Origin of the sequence: Photobacterium sp. S4TG1 (assembly GCF_036040035.1) — a bacterium.
Lineage (GTDB): Bacteria > Pseudomonadota > Gammaproteobacteria > Enterobacterales > Vibrionaceae > Photobacterium.
This window is the reverse complement of record NZ_JAYXUH010000011.1, coordinates 1-16,532: the sequence shown is the minus strand read 5'-3', so window position 1 is coordinate 16,532 and position 16,532 is coordinate 1. Positions and strand designations below refer to the sequence as shown.

The 16,532-nt window shown below is 40.9% G+C and carries 18 protein-coding genes and 3 pseudogenes; 19 read left to right on the top strand and 2 right to left on the bottom strand.

What is annotated here, in order from left to right; translation table 11 throughout:
• The first annotated feature begins 33 nt into the window (after nt 1–33).
• The 15 genes from VXS03_RS13190 (at nt 34) to VXS03_RS13120 (ending at nt 13,700) form a co-directional block, all read left to right on the top strand.
• Nucleotides 34–852 (top strand): winged helix-turn-helix domain-containing protein, encoded by an 819-nt coding sequence (locus tag VXS03_RS13190; protein ID WP_327764230.1) that lies wholly within the window; start codon nt 34–36, stop codon nt 850–852.
• Nucleotides 853–854: 2 nt separating this feature from the next.
• Nucleotides 855–1,361, top strand: a complete 507-nt coding sequence (locus VXS03_RS13185) for a FidL-like protein (protein WP_065192217.1) — start codon at nt 855–857, stop codon at nt 1,359–1,361.
• A 974-nt stretch (nt 1,362–2,335) separates the two neighbouring features.
• On the top strand, nt 2,336–2,614 hold the full coding sequence (locus tag VXS03_RS13180; RefSeq protein ID WP_327764228.1) for a BMC domain-containing protein: 279 nt from the start codon (nt 2,336–2,338) through the stop codon (nt 2,612–2,614).
• A gap of 19 nt (nt 2,615–2,633) precedes the next feature.
• Nucleotides 2,634–2,918, top strand: a complete 285-nt coding sequence (locus VXS03_RS13175; protein WP_062689453.1) for a BMC domain-containing protein — start codon at nt 2,634–2,636, stop codon at nt 2,916–2,918.
• Nucleotides 2,919–2,930: 12 nt separating this feature from the next.
• The gene (locus VXS03_RS13170; protein ID WP_327764227.1) at nt 2,931–3,209 is read left to right on the top strand and encodes a BMC domain-containing protein; all 279 of its coding nucleotides are present in this window, start codon (nt 2,931–2,933) and stop codon (nt 3,207–3,209) included.
• Between the two features lie 62 nt (nt 3,210–3,271).
• Complete coding sequence (locus VXS03_RS13165; RefSeq protein ID WP_327764226.1) at nt 3,272–4,924, top strand: acetaldehyde dehydrogenase (acetylating); 1,653 nt, start codon at nt 3,272–3,274, stop codon at nt 4,922–4,924.
• 25 nt (nt 4,925–4,949) lie between these two features.
• On the top strand, nt 4,950–5,207 hold the full coding sequence (locus VXS03_RS13160; protein ID WP_065192213.1) for a EutN/CcmL family microcompartment protein: 258 nt from the start codon (nt 4,950–4,952) through the stop codon (nt 5,205–5,207).
• A 13-nt stretch (nt 5,208–5,220) separates the two neighbouring features.
• Nucleotides 5,221–6,363, top strand: a complete 1,143-nt coding sequence (locus VXS03_RS13155; RefSeq protein ID WP_327764224.1) for a 1-propanol dehydrogenase PduQ — start codon at nt 5,221–5,223, stop codon at nt 6,361–6,363.
• Between the two features lie 81 nt (nt 6,364–6,444).
• Nucleotides 6,445–9,861, top strand: a complete 3,417-nt coding sequence (gene cutC, locus VXS03_RS13150) for a choline trimethylamine-lyase (protein WP_327764223.1) — start codon at nt 6,445–6,447, stop codon at nt 9,859–9,861.
• Nucleotides 9,862–9,955: 94 nt separating this feature from the next.
• A complete protein-coding gene (gene cutD, locus VXS03_RS13145) occupies nt 9,956–10,930 on the top strand; it encodes a choline TMA-lyase-activating enzyme (protein WP_327764222.1) in 975 nt (324 codons plus the stop codon).
• 9 nt (nt 10,931–10,939) lie between these two features.
• Nucleotides 10,940–11,542: a BMC domain-containing protein gene (locus tag VXS03_RS13140; RefSeq protein WP_327764221.1), complete on the top strand. Its 603-nt coding sequence runs from the start codon at nt 10,940–10,942 to the stop codon at nt 11,540–11,542.
• Nucleotides 11,539–12,204: a phosphate propanoyltransferase gene (gene pduL / locus VXS03_RS13135; protein ID WP_327764220.1), complete on the top strand. Its 666-nt coding sequence runs from the start codon at nt 11,539–11,541 to the stop codon at nt 12,202–12,204. The genes VXS03_RS13140 and pduL overlap by 4 nt, the downstream gene beginning before the upstream one ends.
• Nucleotides 12,205–12,215: 11 nt before the next feature.
• The gene (locus VXS03_RS13130; RefSeq protein ID WP_327764219.1) at nt 12,216–12,917 is read left to right on the top strand and encodes a hypothetical protein; all 702 of its coding nucleotides are present in this window, start codon (nt 12,216–12,218) and stop codon (nt 12,915–12,917) included.
• Between the two features lie 49 nt (nt 12,918–12,966).
• A complete protein-coding gene (locus tag VXS03_RS13125; RefSeq protein WP_065192206.1) occupies nt 12,967–13,377 on the top strand; it encodes a DMT family transporter in 411 nt (136 codons plus the stop codon).
• Nucleotides 13,371–13,700, top strand: coding sequence for a DMT family transporter (locus VXS03_RS13120; protein ID WP_327764217.1), 330 nt, complete (start codon nt 13,371–13,373; stop codon nt 13,698–13,700). The genes VXS03_RS13125 and VXS03_RS13120 overlap by 7 nt, the downstream gene beginning before the upstream one ends.
• A gap of 72 nt (nt 13,701–13,772) precedes the next feature.
• On the opposite strand, the pseudogene VXS03_RS13115 reads toward VXS03_RS13120, so the two are convergent.
• Nucleotides 13,773–14,063, bottom strand: a pseudogene (locus VXS03_RS13115) (IS1595 family transposase); the annotation flags it as partial.
• 144 nt (nt 14,064–14,207) lie between these two features.
• Here VXS03_RS13115 and tnpA point away from each other — a divergent pair.
• From tnpA to VXS03_RS13110, 3 genes and pseudogenes are all read left to right on the top strand, one after another.
• Complete coding sequence (gene tnpA, locus VXS03_RS20300; protein WP_412547330.1) at nt 14,208–14,423, top strand: IS66 family insertion sequence element accessory protein TnpA; 216 nt, start codon at nt 14,208–14,210, stop codon at nt 14,421–14,423.
• A gap of 92 nt (nt 14,424–14,515) precedes the next feature.
• On the top strand, nt 14,516–14,605 hold the full coding sequence (gene tnpB, locus VXS03_RS20295) for an IS66 family insertion sequence element accessory protein TnpB (RefSeq protein ID WP_107250207.1): 90 nt from the start codon (nt 14,516–14,518) through the stop codon (nt 14,603–14,605).
• Between the two features lie 110 nt (nt 14,606–14,715).
• Nucleotides 14,716–15,039 (top strand): annotated as a pseudogene (locus VXS03_RS13110) (IS66 family transposase); the annotation flags it as partial.
• On the opposite strand, the gene VXS03_RS13105 reads toward VXS03_RS13110, so the two are convergent.
• Entirely contained in the window at nt 15,026–15,358 is a 333-nt protein-coding gene (locus VXS03_RS13105) for an Arm DNA-binding domain-containing protein (RefSeq protein WP_327764216.1), read from the bottom strand. The pseudogene VXS03_RS13110 and the gene VXS03_RS13105 sit on opposite strands and share 14 nt — an antisense overlap.
• A gap of 758 nt (nt 15,359–16,116) precedes the next feature.
• Between VXS03_RS13105 and VXS03_RS13100 the strand changes: the two are divergent.
• Nucleotides 16,117–16,532 (top strand): annotated as a pseudogene (locus tag VXS03_RS13100) (MotA/TolQ/ExbB proton channel family protein); the annotation flags it as partial.

Sequence of the window (16,532 nt, the reverse complement as noted above, 5' to 3'; positions counted from 1 at the left end):
GTATTAATACCTAATTGAGATAGTTAGACGTTGATGAAATATATAATAAATAATTTCCTCTATTATGATGCTGTTGATGCAACGTTGAGTCTTCATGATGATGGTATTTCTGACACTCATCTTTCAATTACTGCTAATGCATTGTTATATTTTTTATTACAGCATGATGGTATCATTACTCGTGATGAAATAATGAAAAGAGTATGGGATGATAATGGGTTAACATCATCAAATGGAAATCTTAATCAATATTTAAGTTTGTTAAGAAAATCATTTCGTAATTATCAAATAGAAAATGTAATTATTACAATTGCGCGTGGGCGACTAGAAATAAATAAAGATATATGTATTGAAATTATTGATGATAATAAATTACATCCGCTTTTTTTTAATCAAGAAAAACAGTTGGATGAAAATATAAAAACTAAAAATTATGATTATAAACCAGATGTGAATCTGGTAGTAATAGATAAAGATCAAAGACAAGAGCGTAATTGGATGATAGCTTGTGCCATTTTATTTACGGCAGCATTAATATTATTATGGACGGCAATTATTTCTGAACATTCCATCAATGTAGTCAAATTAAATCAAGTGTCAGCGGGTATTTGCGAATTGTTTTCTAATGAAAATATGATTAACTCTGAAATGAGTAAAAGTTACCAAAATAGCTTTAACGTGGTACGTGAAAAACTGAATTTAGAATGTAATGAAGATCGAAGATTTGTTTTTTATTATAGTGACAAATTCAAGAATAAAGGTTTAGGGCGTACTTTTATGGCTCAATGTGCAAAGAATGAAAATAATCCTTATGCCTATTGCGATAATTATTTTTACTACTCTTGGAAATAAGAATGAAATCTAAAAAAAATGGTAAAATATTTTTCTTTTATATGTTGATCCTTTTTTTTCTTTGTACGTTACCTTTTTTGTCTAAAGTTCTTTTAGAAAATAGGGGAGAAATGAAGTGTATTGCGCGTGCAATTATGCACTTTGAGGATCCTAATGTAGAAACGGTAAATGCTAATATCCACTTCCATTTTGCATCTAAAGGACAAGGTTCTATGGTTGTGGAAGGTTATTCTGACTCAAAAGCTGGATGGTTATATCTTCAGCGTTATGTGAAATTTGAATATGATAGTCAACAAATATCTAATTTAGAACGCATGTATAAGGTAAAAAAGTGGTCATCTAGCAAATCATCTATAGATGAAGCACCAGATGTTATTTTTGATTATTTCATGCGTGAAATGTCCGATAGTAATCATGCATTACAAATTCATGTTAAAAAATTAAATCATAGTACAGTATTATTAAGCTCAATTAACTCTCCTTTATTTATCTGTTCTTTATCTGAATAGAACCATCTTTATCTATCATTTCTCTGCGCTGTAGTTTGCCACTATCAGATTATATTTAAGTTAGCTAAGCATAGAGATGACATCTCTTTTTTTAGCCTAACTTTTTTTACTTCGTTAAGTATATTGTTTTTATATTTTTAATCTAAATTACTGTACTTACAAAGATTAACTTTATTTGAAGTTAATTCGTTATGCTTTTTCTATATAGAATTCCAATATACTTGGTCTGCTTGGTCTGCTTGGTCTGCTTGGTCTGCTTGGTCTGCTTGGTCTGCTTGGTCTGCTTGGTCTGCTTGGTCTACTTGTTTTCTTAGATTTTAGTGATTGTTCTTTCATTGTCTTTGTTATCTATCTACTCATATTTGCAGTAGATAATTCTGTTTCAGAGTATATTATTTATTTCCTGCTTGTTATGTACCTCTTTACTTTCTCATTGCCTCATTGCCTCATTGCCTCATTGCCTCATTGCCTCATTGCCTCATTGCCTCAATGCTGGGATTACCCTTTAAACTCTTATATCGAGTTGAGGTGTGTTTACAGGCATTTCTGCTATTTGAGAATAGTATATCTGTTTTTCATCAATGACTGCTTTTGTCCACACCCTTATCTAAATAGCTATTGTCCTAGTTCACAGTTATTACCTTTAATTTATTGATAAATAAGAATTACTTTAAAATTGTTGATGATTCTATTAAGTAAGAGAATGAATGTTGAATTTTCTATTTTTTAGATATTGTAAAAACATAAAAATCAGATTAATTTCGTGAATATAGGTATTAATCAAGACTAATTTTAGATTAATCATCTAAATATGGGTTTTTTTAGGGGTAATATGCCATTTTGTTTTTTTTACCGTTATGGTTGTTTCGTGGTTGCTAGTGAACTTGTTTTACAACGTTCTTGAGTAAGTAAGTTACCTCGTTCTGGTAGCTTTCTAATAACAACATTTAATCCCAGTAACGGAGGAATCAAACATGGGTGATGCATTAGGTTTGATTGAAACAAAAGGTCTTGTGGCGTGTATTGAAGCTGCAGATGCAATGTGTAAAGCCGCGAATGTCGAGCTGATTGGCTATGAAAATGTCGGTTCTGGCTTAGTAACGGCAATGGTAAAAGGCGATGTTGGTGCAGTGAAAGCGGCGGTTGATTCTGGTGTCGAATCTGCGCAACGCGTTGGTGAAGTTGTGACTTCTCTTGTGATCGCCCGTCCTCATAACGATATCGATAAGATCGTTATTAAACATAAAGCATAAGGCTAACAAGGAATACGACATGAAAGATGCGTTAGGTCTTATTGAAACTAAAGGATTAGTTGCTTGTATTGAAGCGGCTGATGCGATGTGTAAAGCCGCCAATGTTGATTTGATCGGTTATGAAAATGTAGGTTCAGGCTTAGTTACCGCCATGGTTCGCGGTGATGTAGGTGCTGTAAAAGCGGCTGTTGATTCTGGCGTTGAATCTGCGCAACGAGTAGGTGAAGTTGTGACTTCTCTTGTGATCGCTCGTCCACACACTGATATTGAGAAAATTGTTTCTCAATACACCATGACTGAATAAAAGGAATATCCGATGAAAGACGCATTAGGTCTTATCGAAACAAAAGGGTTAGTTCCAGCAATTGAAGCCGCTGATGCAATGTGCAAAGCCGCCAATATTGAATTAATTGGCTACGAAAATGTCGGTTCTGGTTTAGTTACTGTCATGGTGAAAGGGGATGTAGGCGCAGTAAATGCTGCGGTTGAGTCTGGTATTGAAGCGGCTCAGAAAATTGGCGCTGTAGTCTCATACCGTGTAATTGCTCGTCCGCATAACGACATCGAAAAAATCGCCTCTCAACACCGAGCATGAAGATGATCCTGCTGGCTAGGCAATGCCTCGCTAGCGGGAAGTAAGATGAAGGATTATTGGTCATGATGTTAGATAAAGATTTACAGTCCATTCAAGCCGCTCGTGAGTTGGTAAAGAATGCGAAAAAGGCCCAGCATCAGTTTGCTAAGTTCTCTCAGGAACAAGTCGACAAAATTGTTGCACATATTGCCGCTGAAGCTGCACGACATGCTGAAGTCTTGGCAAAATCAGCGCATCAAGAGACGGGTTTTGGGCGCTGGCAAGACAAAGTGCTTAAAAACCTTTTTGCTTCAACGCAGGTACATGAACATATCCGTGATATGAAAACCGTGGGCATTATTGCTGATGACTCGGTGAATAAGATCATGGAAGTGGGTGTGCCGTTGGGGGTAATAACAGCACTTGTTCCATCGACGAATCCAACGTCGACTATTTTCTACAAAACGTTAATCGCATTGAAAGCGGGTAACGCCATTATTTTCTCACCGCATCCCAATGCGAAAGTGTGTAGCCAGCAAGCGATTGATGTCGTGAAACGTGCAGCACTAGAAGCTGGTGCGCCAGAGGGGATTGTTGACGGGGTAACCTTGTTGACAATGCAGGCGACTGAAACGCTGATGAAGAGCAAAGATATCTCTTTGATTTTAGCGACAGGCGGTGAAGGTATGGTACGTGCCGCATACGCATCAGGCACGCCAACAATCAGTGGGGGGCCTGGTAATGGTCCTGCATTTATTGAACGCAGTGCTAATATTCCACAAGCGGTGAAAGATATTATCACCAGTAAAACGTTTGATAACGGTGTGATTTGTGCGTCTGAGCAGTCGATCATTGCAGAGCGTTGTATTTATGATCAAGTGCATTATGAGTTAGTACGTCAAGGTGCGTACCTAATGAATGAGCAAGAATCAGACAAACTTGCTGCTATCTTGCTACGCCCTAATGGCATGATTAACCCTGAGCTTGTTGGCCAGTGTGCGTTAACGTTAGCTCAAAAAGCAGGTTTTACTGTTCCGGCGACAACAACGGTATTGGTATCGCCACAAACAACCGTCTCTCCGAAAAACCCATACTCGCGTGAAAAACTGTGCCCAGTATTAGGCTTGTATATTGAAGAAGATTGGCATGCAGCTTGTGAGCGTGTTTTAGCGTTGCTAACCAATGAAGGTATGGGACACACCCTCGTGATTCATACACAGAATCCTGAAATTGTACGTGAATTCGCGCTAGAAAAGCCAGTATATCGAATGTTGGTGAATACCCCTGCAGCACTGGGTGGCATTGGCGCAACAACCAATATTACACCAGCTTTGACATTAGGCTGTGGTGCACTGGGTGGTGGTTCTAGCTCTGACAATGTTGGCCCAATGAACTTACTTAATGTAAGACGAGTGGGTTACGGTGTTCGTTCAATTGAAGAGCTTCGTCAGCCAGCTGTTGTATTAACGCCAGCACCTGCTTGTCAGTCTGCTTACACCTCGTACGCTGAGCCTACATCAGTCGCTCCAGTCGCGTCAGCTCAATCCGTTAGTATTTTCGAAGATACGCGCTTCATGGGGGCTGCACCGACTACTCCGGCTGTCGCGGCAAATACTGTGTCGTCAACCCAGAGTGATGACCGTTTTGCTGCAGTAGTCGCGTCAGCGAATGATGAAATTAATGCCGCGCAAGTTGAGCACATCATTAAGCAAGTTATGGGCCGTCTCGCGCCATAGTACACATAACGAAGGTGGTAAGAATATGCTTCTTGCAACAGTAACCGGGCGCGTTGTCGCCACCCAGAAAAGTGATGAATTACGAGGCTCCAATTTATTACTCGTAACCGCACTTGGTGATGACTTGGAACCCCTTAAAGATCGCACATATGTGGCTGTCGATTGCGTCGGTGCCGGGATTCACGATCAGGTATTGGTAGAAGAATACTTTGCATTACATAAGCAGCAATACAAGGCAATGTCGATAGTCGCCATCGTCGAGAAGATCCAGCAGGAACGATAGGAAAGGCAGAAAGATGAATAAATTTCAGATCAAGCCCACTATTCAATTCGGAGCTAATGCGCTGAATAAGCTGAGAACCTTAACAGGGCAGCGTGCATTACTTATTACCGATCAAGCCATGGTTAAGTTTGGTATCGCAGAGATGGTGAGCCAGCACTTACAGGCTAATCACATGGCGGTTGAACTGTTTGCTGATGTTACCCCCGATCCTGATGTGTCTGTGATTGCCAGTGGTATGAAAGCCTTTATTGCAGCAAAGCCTGATGTGGTGATTGCTGTGGGTGGTGGGTCCGTTATCGATGCAGCTAAAGGGGTGATTTACACCTTGTCGCAAGGTGGTCAGTTAGCTGATAAACCATATTTTGTGGCAATCCCGACGACGAGTGGAACAGGCTCTGAAGTGACCGCGTTTTCAGTCATCAAATCGAATACTGAAAAATGGGTAGTGGTAGATGAGTATATGTTGCCAGACCTGGCGATTCTCGACCCTGCATTGGTGAAGTCTGTACCGGCTTCGATCACCGCAGATACAGGGATGGATGTGTTGTGTCATGCACTAGAAGCTTATGTCTCTAATCAGGCGTCTGACTTTAGTGATGCACTGGCAGAGAAAGCGGTTCAACTCGTCTTTTCTCATTTGCTGGATTGTTATCTACAAGGAAATGACTTGCAAGCGCGCGAAAAAATGCACAACGCATCATGTATCGCGGGTATGGCATTTACCAATGCATCTTTGGGAATTACGCATAGTTTAGCGCATGCGTTAGGTGGCAAGTTTAGAGTGCCACATGGTCGCGCAAACGCGTTACTAATGAGCCATGTCGTCGCATTTAATGCTGATTTTTTTGGCGGCTGTAATACCCCCGCAGCGAAAAAATATACTCGCTTAGCGACGCTGCTTGGGTTACCTGCTGCGGATTATCGTGAAGGGGTACGTAGTTTGCTGGTGGCAATTGATGTATTGCGTGAGCAATTGGGTCAGGTTACTAACATTCAAGCCTGTGGTATTACAGCGTCTGATTTTAACGCCGCGATGGCTGCAATGGTGACGTTGGCTGGCCAAGATAGTTGTACCCCAACCAGCCCGCGTCCAGCGAGTGCCATAGAGCTGGAAACCTTGTATCGAAAGAGTTTTCTAACGGCATCTCTAACGTAATCGCACGGTATTAATTTTCCAATATTCAGATGGCCAGTCAAGGCTGGCCATAGTGAAACAAAATAGTAGGAGAGGCTAACGATGGCCCATTATTCTCTAACGCCACGCGTAAAAATGCTGGCAGAAAAGTTACTTGCAAAAAATAGCTCTATTAATTCAGAACGTGCAACCATTTTGGCCTCGATTGGTGATGAAATTGCAGGCATGCCGCCGTTGGTTAAAAAAGCACAACATTTTAGTCAATTGATGTCGGATCTGCCGCTATACATCGGTCAAGATGAATTGATTGTAGGTAGCCAGTCATCAGCATTACGTGGGGCGATTTTCCACACCGAAGAAGAACTAAATAGCCCTTCTGTGTTTGGTTTTTTAAATAGCGATATGACGCATACGCCAGATTATATGGCAATGATTAGCGTTGGTCTTAACGTGCTAGAACAGCACATGGAATCGCGCCTAAAAAATATTGGTAGTGCGATCAGCCGTAATGGTATGGACGAAGTCAACCAAGGTAAAGCCATGCTATTGGCGTGCAAAGGTGCAGAAACCTTAACACAACGTTTAGCAGCAGAGCTGGAAGCGAAAGCGAATACAGAAAATCATCCGTATCGTAAGGCTGAGTTGCAAGATGCAGCTTCAACGCTACGTCATATTTTGGGTCAGCCAGCAAGAACGTTTAAAGAAGCGTGCCAGGCTTTCTATTTGATTCAACTAATGATGCACCTTGATAACGGCGGCTACGCTGTGGGTCATATCGGGTTCGATAAGGCGCTATACGGTTACTACCAACGCGACATCAACGCTGGGGTGATCACGCCAGAGCAAGCTTACGAAATCGTTGAGTGTTTATGGCTGAAATTGGTAGAGCTGTCTGAAGTGCGAGCTAATGTTGCAGGCACTGGGTACCCAATGTTTGATTGGTTAGTACACGGCGGCAAAATGGCTGATAGCCAGTTAGTGCAAAATGAACTTTCTGCGATGCTATTAGCGGCCCGCAACAATCTCGCGAGCTTGGATAGCGCGCTACAAATGCGTTTATATCAAGGTGGTGTAAGCACAATGGCACCGACCACTGAAGCATCATGTTTCACTGCCGCTGCTGATTGTGATGTGAAAGAGATGGAAGGCTTAACGCCACGTATGCAACGCCTGCGTAGCAATTACCTGAAAGCGCGTCCTAGTGTGTCTATCTACCGTGCGCAAGCATTCACTGAAGTGACGAAGAAGCACCAGGGTTTACCGCTTATTCTGCTGCGAGCGAAAGCGTTCCGCTATGCGTGTGAAACTGCACCGCTATTAATTCAAGATGATGAGCTGATTGTTGGCCACCCATGTGGTAAACCGCGTGCGGGTGCATTCTCTCCAGATATCGCATGGCGTTGGGTGAGTGATGAGCTTGATACTATGAGTACTCGCGCACAAGACCCTTTTGAAATCTCAGAAGAAGACAAACGCATTATCCGCGAAGAGCTTGTTCCATTCTGGGAAGGTCGATCATTGGATGAGATCTGTGAAGCGCAATATCGCGAAGCGGGCCTTTGGGACTTCAGTGGTGAAACCTTTGTCAGTGATTTGTCTTACCACCAAATTAACGGTGGTGGTGATACCTGTCCAGGATACGACATTCTTTTGTTTACCAAAGGTATGAATGGCATTAAAGCAGATGCAGAAGAAAAACTGGCATCGCTAAGCATGGAAAACCCGGACGATATCGATAAGATTTATTTCTACAAAGCATCGATTGAAACCTGTGAAGGCGTGGTGGCTTACTCACATCGTATTGCCGCTCATGCACTGGAATTAGCCGAGAAAGAAACGGATCCAACACGCCGTGCTGAGCTGCTTACTATTGCGAAAACCAATGAGAATGTACCAGCAAATCCACCGAAAACACTGCAAGAAGCATTGCAAAGTATCTGGACCATTGAATCGCTATTTGAAGTAGAAGAAAACCAAACTGGTCTTTCTCTAGGTCGCTTAGACCAATACTGCTACCCAATGTACCGTGCTGATATTGACTCTGGTCGTTTAACGGAAGAACAAGCACTTGAAATGATGCAGGCTTTCATCATCAAATGTGCCGAACTGATGTGGATGTCGAGTGAACTGGGTGCGAAATACTTTGCGGGTTACCAGCCGTTCATCAACTTAACCGTTGGTGGTCAGAAGCGCCAAGGTGGCGATGCTACCAATGACTTAACCCTCATGATTATGGATGCAGTGCGCTTTGTGAAAGTGTACCAACCGTCACTTGCCTGTCGTATTCACAACCAATCACCTCAACATTACCTTGAGAAAATTGTTGATGTGGTAAAAGCGGGCATGGGCTTCCCAGCCTGTCACTTTGATGATTCACACATCAAGATGATGCTACGTAAAGGTTATGATTTCGAAGATGCGCGTGACTACTGCTTAATGGGTTGTGTTGAGCCACAAAAATCAGGTCGAATTTACCAATGGACATCAACGGGTTATACCCAATGGCCAATTGCTATTGAGTTCGTACTAAACCGTGGTCGTATGGTGCTGTTTGATAGCTACCAAGGTCTTGATACCGGTGATCTTAATAGCATTCACACCTTCGAGCAGTTTGATGAAGCCGTGAAAGCGCAAGTGGCTCACATTATCAAATTGTCCGCAATTGGTACCGTTATTAGTCAACGTGTTCACCGCGATGTTGCGCCTAAGCCACTGATGTCTTTGATGGTTGAAGGCTGTATGGAGCAGGGGAAAGACGTTGCTGCTGGTGGTGCGGTTATTAACAATGGTCCAGGTTTGATCTTCTCTGGCTTAGCAACGTATGTTGATTCAATGGCTGCAATTCGCAAGCTGGTATTTGATGATAAAAAATACACATTAGTGCAAATGCGCGATGCGATGTTAGCGAACTTTGAAGGCTTTGAAGAGCTCCGCCGTGACTGTCTCAATGCGCCTAAGTTCGGTAACGATAATAACTACGCAGATGATTTTGCACTCGATATTACCGAGTGGACTGAACGCGAATGTCGTGACTACAAAATGCTGTATTCAACCATGAGCCACGGCACGCTATCGATTTCTAATAACACGCCAATTGGTGAACTAACCAACGCAACACCGAATGGCCGTTTAGCGTGGATGCCATTATCTGATGGTATTAGCCCAACGCAGGGTGCGGATAAGCATGGTCCGACAGCCATCATTAAATCTGTCAGCAAAATGAATGTTGAAACCATGAATATCGGCATGGTGCACAACTTCAAATTCCTGAAAGGTTTGTTGGATACCCCAGAAGGTAAAAATGGCCTGATCACCTTACTACGCACGGCTTCAATTCTTGGTAATGGCCAAATGCAGTTTAGCTATGTTGACAACGAAGTGCTGAAGAAAGCGCAACTTGAGCCAGAAAAATACCGCGACTTAATCGTTCGTGTCGCAGGTTACAGCGCCTACTTCGTCGAACTTTGTAAAGAAGTTCAGGATGAAATCATCAGTCGTACGGTTATAGAAAAATTCTAACCCAGCAGTAAGGGGGTGAAAGCCCCCTTAATTAAAAACACCACTACGCCTAAGTAATGGCAAATAGACACAGGCAAAGTGAGGATAAATAACAATGACTGGGATAGCAGAAGTGAGCAAAGAAACTGAATTGAAAGGGCGTATTTTTAATATTCAAAAATACTCTATCTACGATGGTGAAGGGATCCGTACGCTGATCTTCTTTAAAGGGTGCAATCTTCGTTGTGATTGGTGTGCAAACCCCGAAGGGTTGAGTAGCAAGTTTCAAGTAATGTTTAGCCATGACAAATGCATCGCTTGTGGGAAATGTGCCGAAGTGTGCCCTGCAGGTGTACACCTGATGTCGACCGATACTGAAGGTAATGCAGTGCATACCATTGACCGCAGCGTGGATTGCATTGGTTGCCGGAAGTGTGAAGAAGTTTGCATGGGTAATGCGCTAGATATCATGGGTAAAGACGTGACTGTGCCGGAGTTGATGGAGGTCGTTATGCAAGATTATGACTTCTACATGTCATCTGGTGGCGGTGTCACTTTAGGTGGGGGCGAGCTGAGCTTACAAACGGATTTTGCGGTGGCACTACTGACCGAATGTAAAAAGCAGATGATCAACACGGCCATCGAAACGCAAGGAACAACTAGCCTCGCTAATTATGAAAAGCTCGCCAAGTGTACCGATTTATTTTTATTTGATATTAAGCAAATAAACACAAATCAGCATCGAAGCTTGCTTGGTATTGGTAACGAAGGCGTGAAACGTAACCTTGAGCGATTGGTTGAGCTTGGTGCCAATATTGTTATTCGGATGCCGCTAATTCGAGGTTACAACGATTCATTTGATTCGATCACCGGGGCTTTTGAATACGTCATGGAATTAGCCAAACGTGGTAACGGTAATATCCAGCGGATTGATGTTCTGCCTTACCACCAGTTTGGTAAGACTAAATATGAAAAGCTCGACATGATTTATCCCATCACTCAAGACCTTGGCTATAGCGATGAAGAGCTAAATAAGTTGAGTGACTTCTTTACCCAGTTTGATTTCGATATCCGCTTAGTTCGACATTAAGGAGACAATATGACGGTAAGTATTGGGGTGATAGAAACGATTGGCTTAACGGCCGCCATTCATGCCGCAGATGCTGCATGCAAAGCGGCGGGTGTGCGCTTAACGGGGTATCGCAAAGCAGGGTCGGGATTGGTTTCGGTCTATTTTGAAGGTGAGATCAGTGCCGTGAAAGCGGCGGTTGATTGTGGTGTTGATGCGATCAGTGGTAGTGCTGAGCTTTGTATGTCACTGGTTATGGCAAGGCCGGATACGAGTGTACTGGCGATGCTTTCGCAAGGTTGTCTTTCTAAGGTGCATCATTTGCATCATGCGGTGAAAGAGAAGATGCCAGACATTGCAGTCGATGATAATGCTTCAAATATCACGATTTCGGATCAATTGGCTGTAGATCCTGCTATATCAGAGTCTGCTTCGGAAGCAGCTGTCATGTCAGCATCAACGGCAAAGGATGAGGCTGAACAGGTTGCATCAACGACGCTTGAGAAGAGCGATAAAGCCGTAGTTGAAGAAGTCTCTGAAGCAACATCAGTAACAACGGTGCCAAACCGAAAGCCCGCGATTGCGCGCAATAAACGAGGTAGCACATCAAAATCGCAGGGAAGTAAGAAATGATTAATACCGTATTAATGACTCATATTCAGGAACGACTACCAGCATCGAAGTTATGGACTCCAGTTGTATCATCTGCTTCGTTGACAGGCGCAACAGTTGGGATCCCTACCGGGGTGTCAAACCGTCATGTGCATCTTTCACAAGCTGATATCGAGGCGCTTTTTGGGGAGGGTTATCAACTTCATCCCTTGAAAGAACTCAGCCAACCTGGCCAGTTTGCCGCGAAAGAGTGCGTTATGGTCGTGGGGCCTAAAGGCAGCATTAATAATGTCCGTGTATTGGGGCCAGCAAGATCCGAAACACAACTTGAAGTATCGAAGGCTGATTGTTACGCCTTGGGTATTAAAGCTCCAGTACGTGAATCGGGGGATTTATACCAATCAGCAGATGCATTGCTTGTCGGTACGACGGGACATGTCAACCTGCAATCGAAAGTGATCTGTGCACAGCGACATATTCATATGTCACCGCAAGATGCGCAGTTATTAGGGGTTGAGCATGGTCAAAAAGTCCGGGTGAGTGCTGGTCAGCAATGTGGTTTGGTATTTGAACAAGTTGTGGTTCGCGTCGATGATCGCTATGCCCTTGAATTCCATATTGATACCGATGAAGCCAATGCGGCAGGTATTCGTTCTGGTGATGCGGTTTATCTCGTTGATTGACGGAGTAAAACATGGACGAACAAAGCCTCAACCAACAAGCCATTGATGCCATTGTTGAACAAGTATTAGCAAAAATGGGTAAGCCGACGCTGATGGTACTCACCACCGCGAATGGTTATCACCAAGAAATTGCCAATCATCTTGGAGCATGGACGGGGATACGCTGGCATATTTTAGCGAGTCAACCGTCAGGGGATGAGCTGGCGGCAGTCCATCACCTTGGTAATCAAGTGCATTGGGATGGTGCTAACCCATCCCAATGGTTAAATGATTATGAGCAGGTACTGTTTCCATTCTTGGATTTAGCCACGCTAGGTGAAGTGAGTAACGGTTTGTACTTAACCCCTGCGGGTCAGTTGTTTCAATATGCATTGATGAAAGGGATACCAACGTATGCCTTTAACTATCAATGTGATTTAAACAGTGAGTTAAACCAATTATTAGGGCTATCTGGCAATGTCGCTATGTGTGAACGTGCCACGTTGCAACTGGAGCAAATCGCAAAACTTGGTGTTAGAACAGGCTCGTTACTAACCATTAAGGCGGCTATGTTGGGAACACCTGAACAAAGTGAACCCGTATTAATGTCGTCAATTCCATCTGGATATATCACGCTTAATGAGGTGAAGAATAAAGGAGTAAGAGCATATACGCTACAAGATAATTTAACAGATCTTGCTGCGGAATATATTAAAGAACAACAATTACAGTAATTTATTTATCCAATCATTAAGCAAAATTTAATTAAGCAAGGATCTTAAAATGCCTGAGTCTATAAAAAAATGGTTATGGATGGTGTTAGTTATAGCATCAGAAACGTCAGCCACTTCAACTTTAAAAATGTTTGATACAAGTGTTGGTATGACAAAAACAGTATTATTAGCTGTTATTGTCTTACTCTATATTGTTTGTTATTACTCGCTCTCACAAGCAGTGAAATATTTACCTGTTGGCTTAGCATATGCGACATGGTCGGGCACGGGTATTTTGCTTGTATCTACATTAGGAATGATCTTTTATGGTCAACATCCTGATATGGCAGCAGTAATTGGAATGATCATTATTGCTAGCGGTATTATTATAATGAATTTATTTTCAAAGATGGGTGAAGAAGTCCCCGAAGTTGAAAATGATATAAAATTAACGCATAAAGATGGAGACGTAAAATGTTAAGTACTGGTTTTTTATGGTTAGGTTTGTCGATTTGTTCAGAAATAACAGGTACTTCATTTATTAAGAAAACAAATAGTTTTCGTAAACTAGGTCCCTCAGTTCTTGTTATTTGTGCTTATTCTATCTGTTATTTTGCTTTAACAAAGGCAATGGGATATATACCTGTAGGTATAGCATATTCATTATGGTGTGGTTTTGGTATTGTTGGTGTTACTTTTATGTCTATGATCCTATATAAACAAAAACCAGATTTACCAGCAATTATAGCCATGGCATTAATTATTTCTGGTGGCGTCATTATGAATATATACTCAAATATGTAATTATCTATTTTAATAAAATAATAATGTCGATGAAAATTTACATTATTATTCTTAATAAACATTTTAGTCTGATTACCACCGATACTCAGCGATGGTTAATAATCTCTCTGATATTGGTGGTGATTTTGCACCACATTTAATCAGCGTATTGAATATATCTTTAACTCGAAACTGATAATTAAATCGAAGACAGAATACACCAAGATAACGAGGAATATGTTTTTCTTTAATTGCATGATATGTCTCTTTTATCGAATTTTGAACGTTACCAATCATGGTATCGATCCAATAAAATGCAGCTTTATATTGGTGAAGTTCTTTACCGTTTTTTGGTAATCAACTATGAATAATATCTGCTACTAGGTAAGCGCCTAATTAACTACACATTCTAATTACAGTCCGCTTTTGTCATAGTTTTTCAGACTAAAAGGAAGAACTATGACACAATTCAAAAAATACCAATATTGAACATTTATCGTTAACCAGCAGCAAAATAGGGGTATTTAAATATCGCAATTTTGCAAACAGAATGATATTAATTACGCTAATTTTCATTATTGGGTGAAGAAAATTAAACAAATTGCTCATCAAGTTATTATAAATAAGCCATTGATTCTAATCGGTGAAATCGTGATTATTCATCTACCTAATGAAATTCGAACGGAACTACCAGCATCACTGACATTGATCCAGATTCAGACATGGCTAAAGGCTCTACAATGATCCCAAAAGGTGCTATTTATCTCGTGTTTGGTATTACAGACATGAGAAAAGCGATTGATGATCTCTCACTTATTGTGGTCGATGTACTATAAATGGATCCATTAAGCAGCATATGGTTTATATTTTGTAATCGTGGCAAAGATAAAATCAAGATCCTTTTCTGGGATACGAATGTATTTTAGCTTTATTATCGGCGTTTAGAAAAAGGTCGTTTCAATAGCCAAAGCCAACGGCTTCTGGTCATATTCATATCTCAACGCAGCAGCTGAACTTATTATTATCCGGTCTAAAACTAGAAAATGTCAGCCAAGCAGGTTGTTTAGCGCATGTTAGACGTAAGTTTACTGATGCACAAAAAGTGCAATCAAAGAAGAAATCAGGTCGAGTAGAAAAGGTGATTAACTTCATCGCTAAATTGTATGGTATTGAGCAAGAAGAGAAAGGATTAAGTGCTGTTGAACGACAACAATTACGTTAACAAAAATCAAAACCTATCTTAGATAAATTCCATGAATGATTATTTGAAACCCAAGATAAAGTATTACTAAAAAGTCAGCTAGGAGGTACGGTTAATTACACCATTAATCAATGGCAAAAGTTGCTCACCTATCTAGAAACCATAATTCAGCGATGGTTAAAAGGTATCTGCTTGTTGTTTGCTCAAATGACTTTGGGTTTATGTGTTGTGCTAATAGCTCACGATACTCAACGGATTTTGTACGAGCATTGGCGAGTGACAGATCAGGATAAGTACCTAGCGTGAGTTTTTGTGTTTTATTTGTTACAGGGTCACTATATTTAAATTGCCATGATTTAGTGCCAGCAGGGCGTACACGAAGCTGTAATCCATTACCATCTGATAGGGTAAATTCCTTGCCTGTTGGTGCTATAGTTTTCACTTTTCTATCGGTAAGACGTGTCACTTGACGAGCCATATTCATCACCTCAAAACTAGACTTAGCCAGTATATATTAGTTTCGATTTATGGGGTACATCATGGGGTACTAAAAGTGTTGGCTTGGGGTATTATTCAGTGGATTTTAATGGACGATAAATCATAGTTAAGTTGTTGATTGGTAATATTAAATGTGGTTTTTATTAAACGTTAATGGACGTGGTATTTTTAGTCCAGGGAACCACTGAATTGTTTGACTACTCATTTGATTTTTATACTCTTTATTTTTCTAGTTAACCTGTGGCGTGCAACCAGAGGTACTAAAATTTACTGTAAACGATAACGGTGGACGGTATTTCCTATCCACACTGGTAATGCTGCGATCGCTTACATACAAATACTTATCACTGAGTTTACCATAACTGCTAGGGGATGCTTGCCCGTTAATGTATTTAGACGTTACAGCGCGGTAAGCATGGCTAGTTATTGCCCTGTGGTTATTGTGCAGATGCTATTGCTCAGTCGTAGCTAAGGCTTGTAGCTAAATACTGACCAAGGTTTTATTAAATCAGTAGAAATTAATATTAAATTGTTTAAACGTAGTCTCATTACCGTCGTTGATTGTAAGTTGTTAGTATTTTAGTTTTATGTGGTTTTAGGATTGCATTAATTGTTTCAAAATGTAATTTTTATTATAAATATTTGTTTTTATACATATTTTTTGTTTTTTGTAAATATAGTCAACTTTTGGGATTTACTTTAAACTCACGATCCTTATATACAACTAGTTTTTTAATGATGACTGAATTACTTGCGAATTTAATCGCTTCATATAGTGCCGAATTTATATCTGATGCATTTATATATCTTATTTTATCTCTTCTTATTTTATCCATTGTTTTAGCTATTTTACATAAAGCACCAAGATTTACGGCCAGCACAACAAATATTCTTACTTCGTTAGGTATTTTAGGTACTTTTGCCGGTATTGTTGTTGGCCTTATGGATTTTAATCCATCTAATATTGATGGCAGTATTTAAGCTCTTCTTGATGGATTAAAAACTGCATTCCTAACTAGTTTAGTTGGTATGGCTGGCTCTATTATTTATAAAGCTATTGTTGGTGCTATTCCTTCTCGTAAAGAAGAACAAGTTAAAAGTGTAGGACCGGATGAGATTTTCTCTGTAATGTCGAAACAGCTCAAAAGTTCAAA

Bases quoted from the DNA above. Each gene is read 5' to 3' on its own strand.
- cutD (WP_327764222.1), top strand. From the start codon at position 9,956: ATGACTGGGATAGCAGAAGTGAGCAAAGAAACTGAATTGAAAGGGCGT.
- VXS03_RS13160 (WP_065192213.1), top strand. From the start codon at position 4,950: ATGCTTCTTGCAACAGTAACCGGGCGCGTTGTCGCCACCCAGAAAAGT.
- VXS03_RS13180 (WP_327764228.1), top strand. From the start codon at position 2,336: ATGGGTGATGCATTAGGTTTGATTGAAACAAAAGGTCTTGTGGCGTGT.
- VXS03_RS13140 (WP_327764221.1), top strand. From the start codon at position 10,940: ATGACGGTAAGTATTGGGGTGATAGAAACGATTGGCTTAACGGCCGCC.
- VXS03_RS13120 (WP_327764217.1), top strand. From the start codon at position 13,371: ATGTTAAGTACTGGTTTTTTATGGTTAGGTTTGTCGATTTGTTCAGAA.
- VXS03_RS13105 (WP_327764216.1), bottom strand. From the start codon at position 15,358: ATGGCTCGTCAAGTGACACGTCTTACCGATAGAAAAGTGAAAACTATA.
- tnpB (WP_107250207.1), top strand. From the start codon at position 14,516: ATGGATCCATTAAGCAGCATATGGTTTATATTTTGTAATCGTGGCAAA.
- VXS03_RS13130 (WP_327764219.1), top strand. From the start codon at position 12,216: ATGGACGAACAAAGCCTCAACCAACAAGCCATTGATGCCATTGTTGAA.
- VXS03_RS13155 (WP_327764224.1), top strand. From the start codon at position 5,221: ATGAATAAATTTCAGATCAAGCCCACTATTCAATTCGGAGCTAATGCG.
- VXS03_RS13170 (WP_327764227.1), top strand. From the start codon at position 2,931: ATGAAAGACGCATTAGGTCTTATCGAAACAAAAGGGTTAGTTCCAGCA.
- VXS03_RS13125 (WP_065192206.1), top strand. From the start codon at position 12,967: ATGCCTGAGTCTATAAAAAAATGGTTATGGATGGTGTTAGTTATAGCA.
- VXS03_RS13185 (WP_065192217.1), top strand. From the start codon at position 855: ATGAAATCTAAAAAAAATGGTAAAATATTTTTCTTTTATATGTTGATC.
- VXS03_RS13165 (WP_327764226.1), top strand. From the start codon at position 3,272: ATGATGTTAGATAAAGATTTACAGTCCATTCAAGCCGCTCGTGAGTTG.
- VXS03_RS13175 (WP_062689453.1), top strand. From the start codon at position 2,634: ATGAAAGATGCGTTAGGTCTTATTGAAACTAAAGGATTAGTTGCTTGT.
- VXS03_RS13190 (WP_327764230.1), top strand. From the start codon at position 34: ATGAAATATATAATAAATAATTTCCTCTATTATGATGCTGTTGATGCA.
- cutC (WP_327764223.1), top strand. From the start codon at position 6,445: ATGGCCCATTATTCTCTAACGCCACGCGTAAAAATGCTGGCAGAAAAG.
- pduL (WP_327764220.1), top strand. From the start codon at position 11,539: ATGATTAATACCGTATTAATGACTCATATTCAGGAACGACTACCAGCA.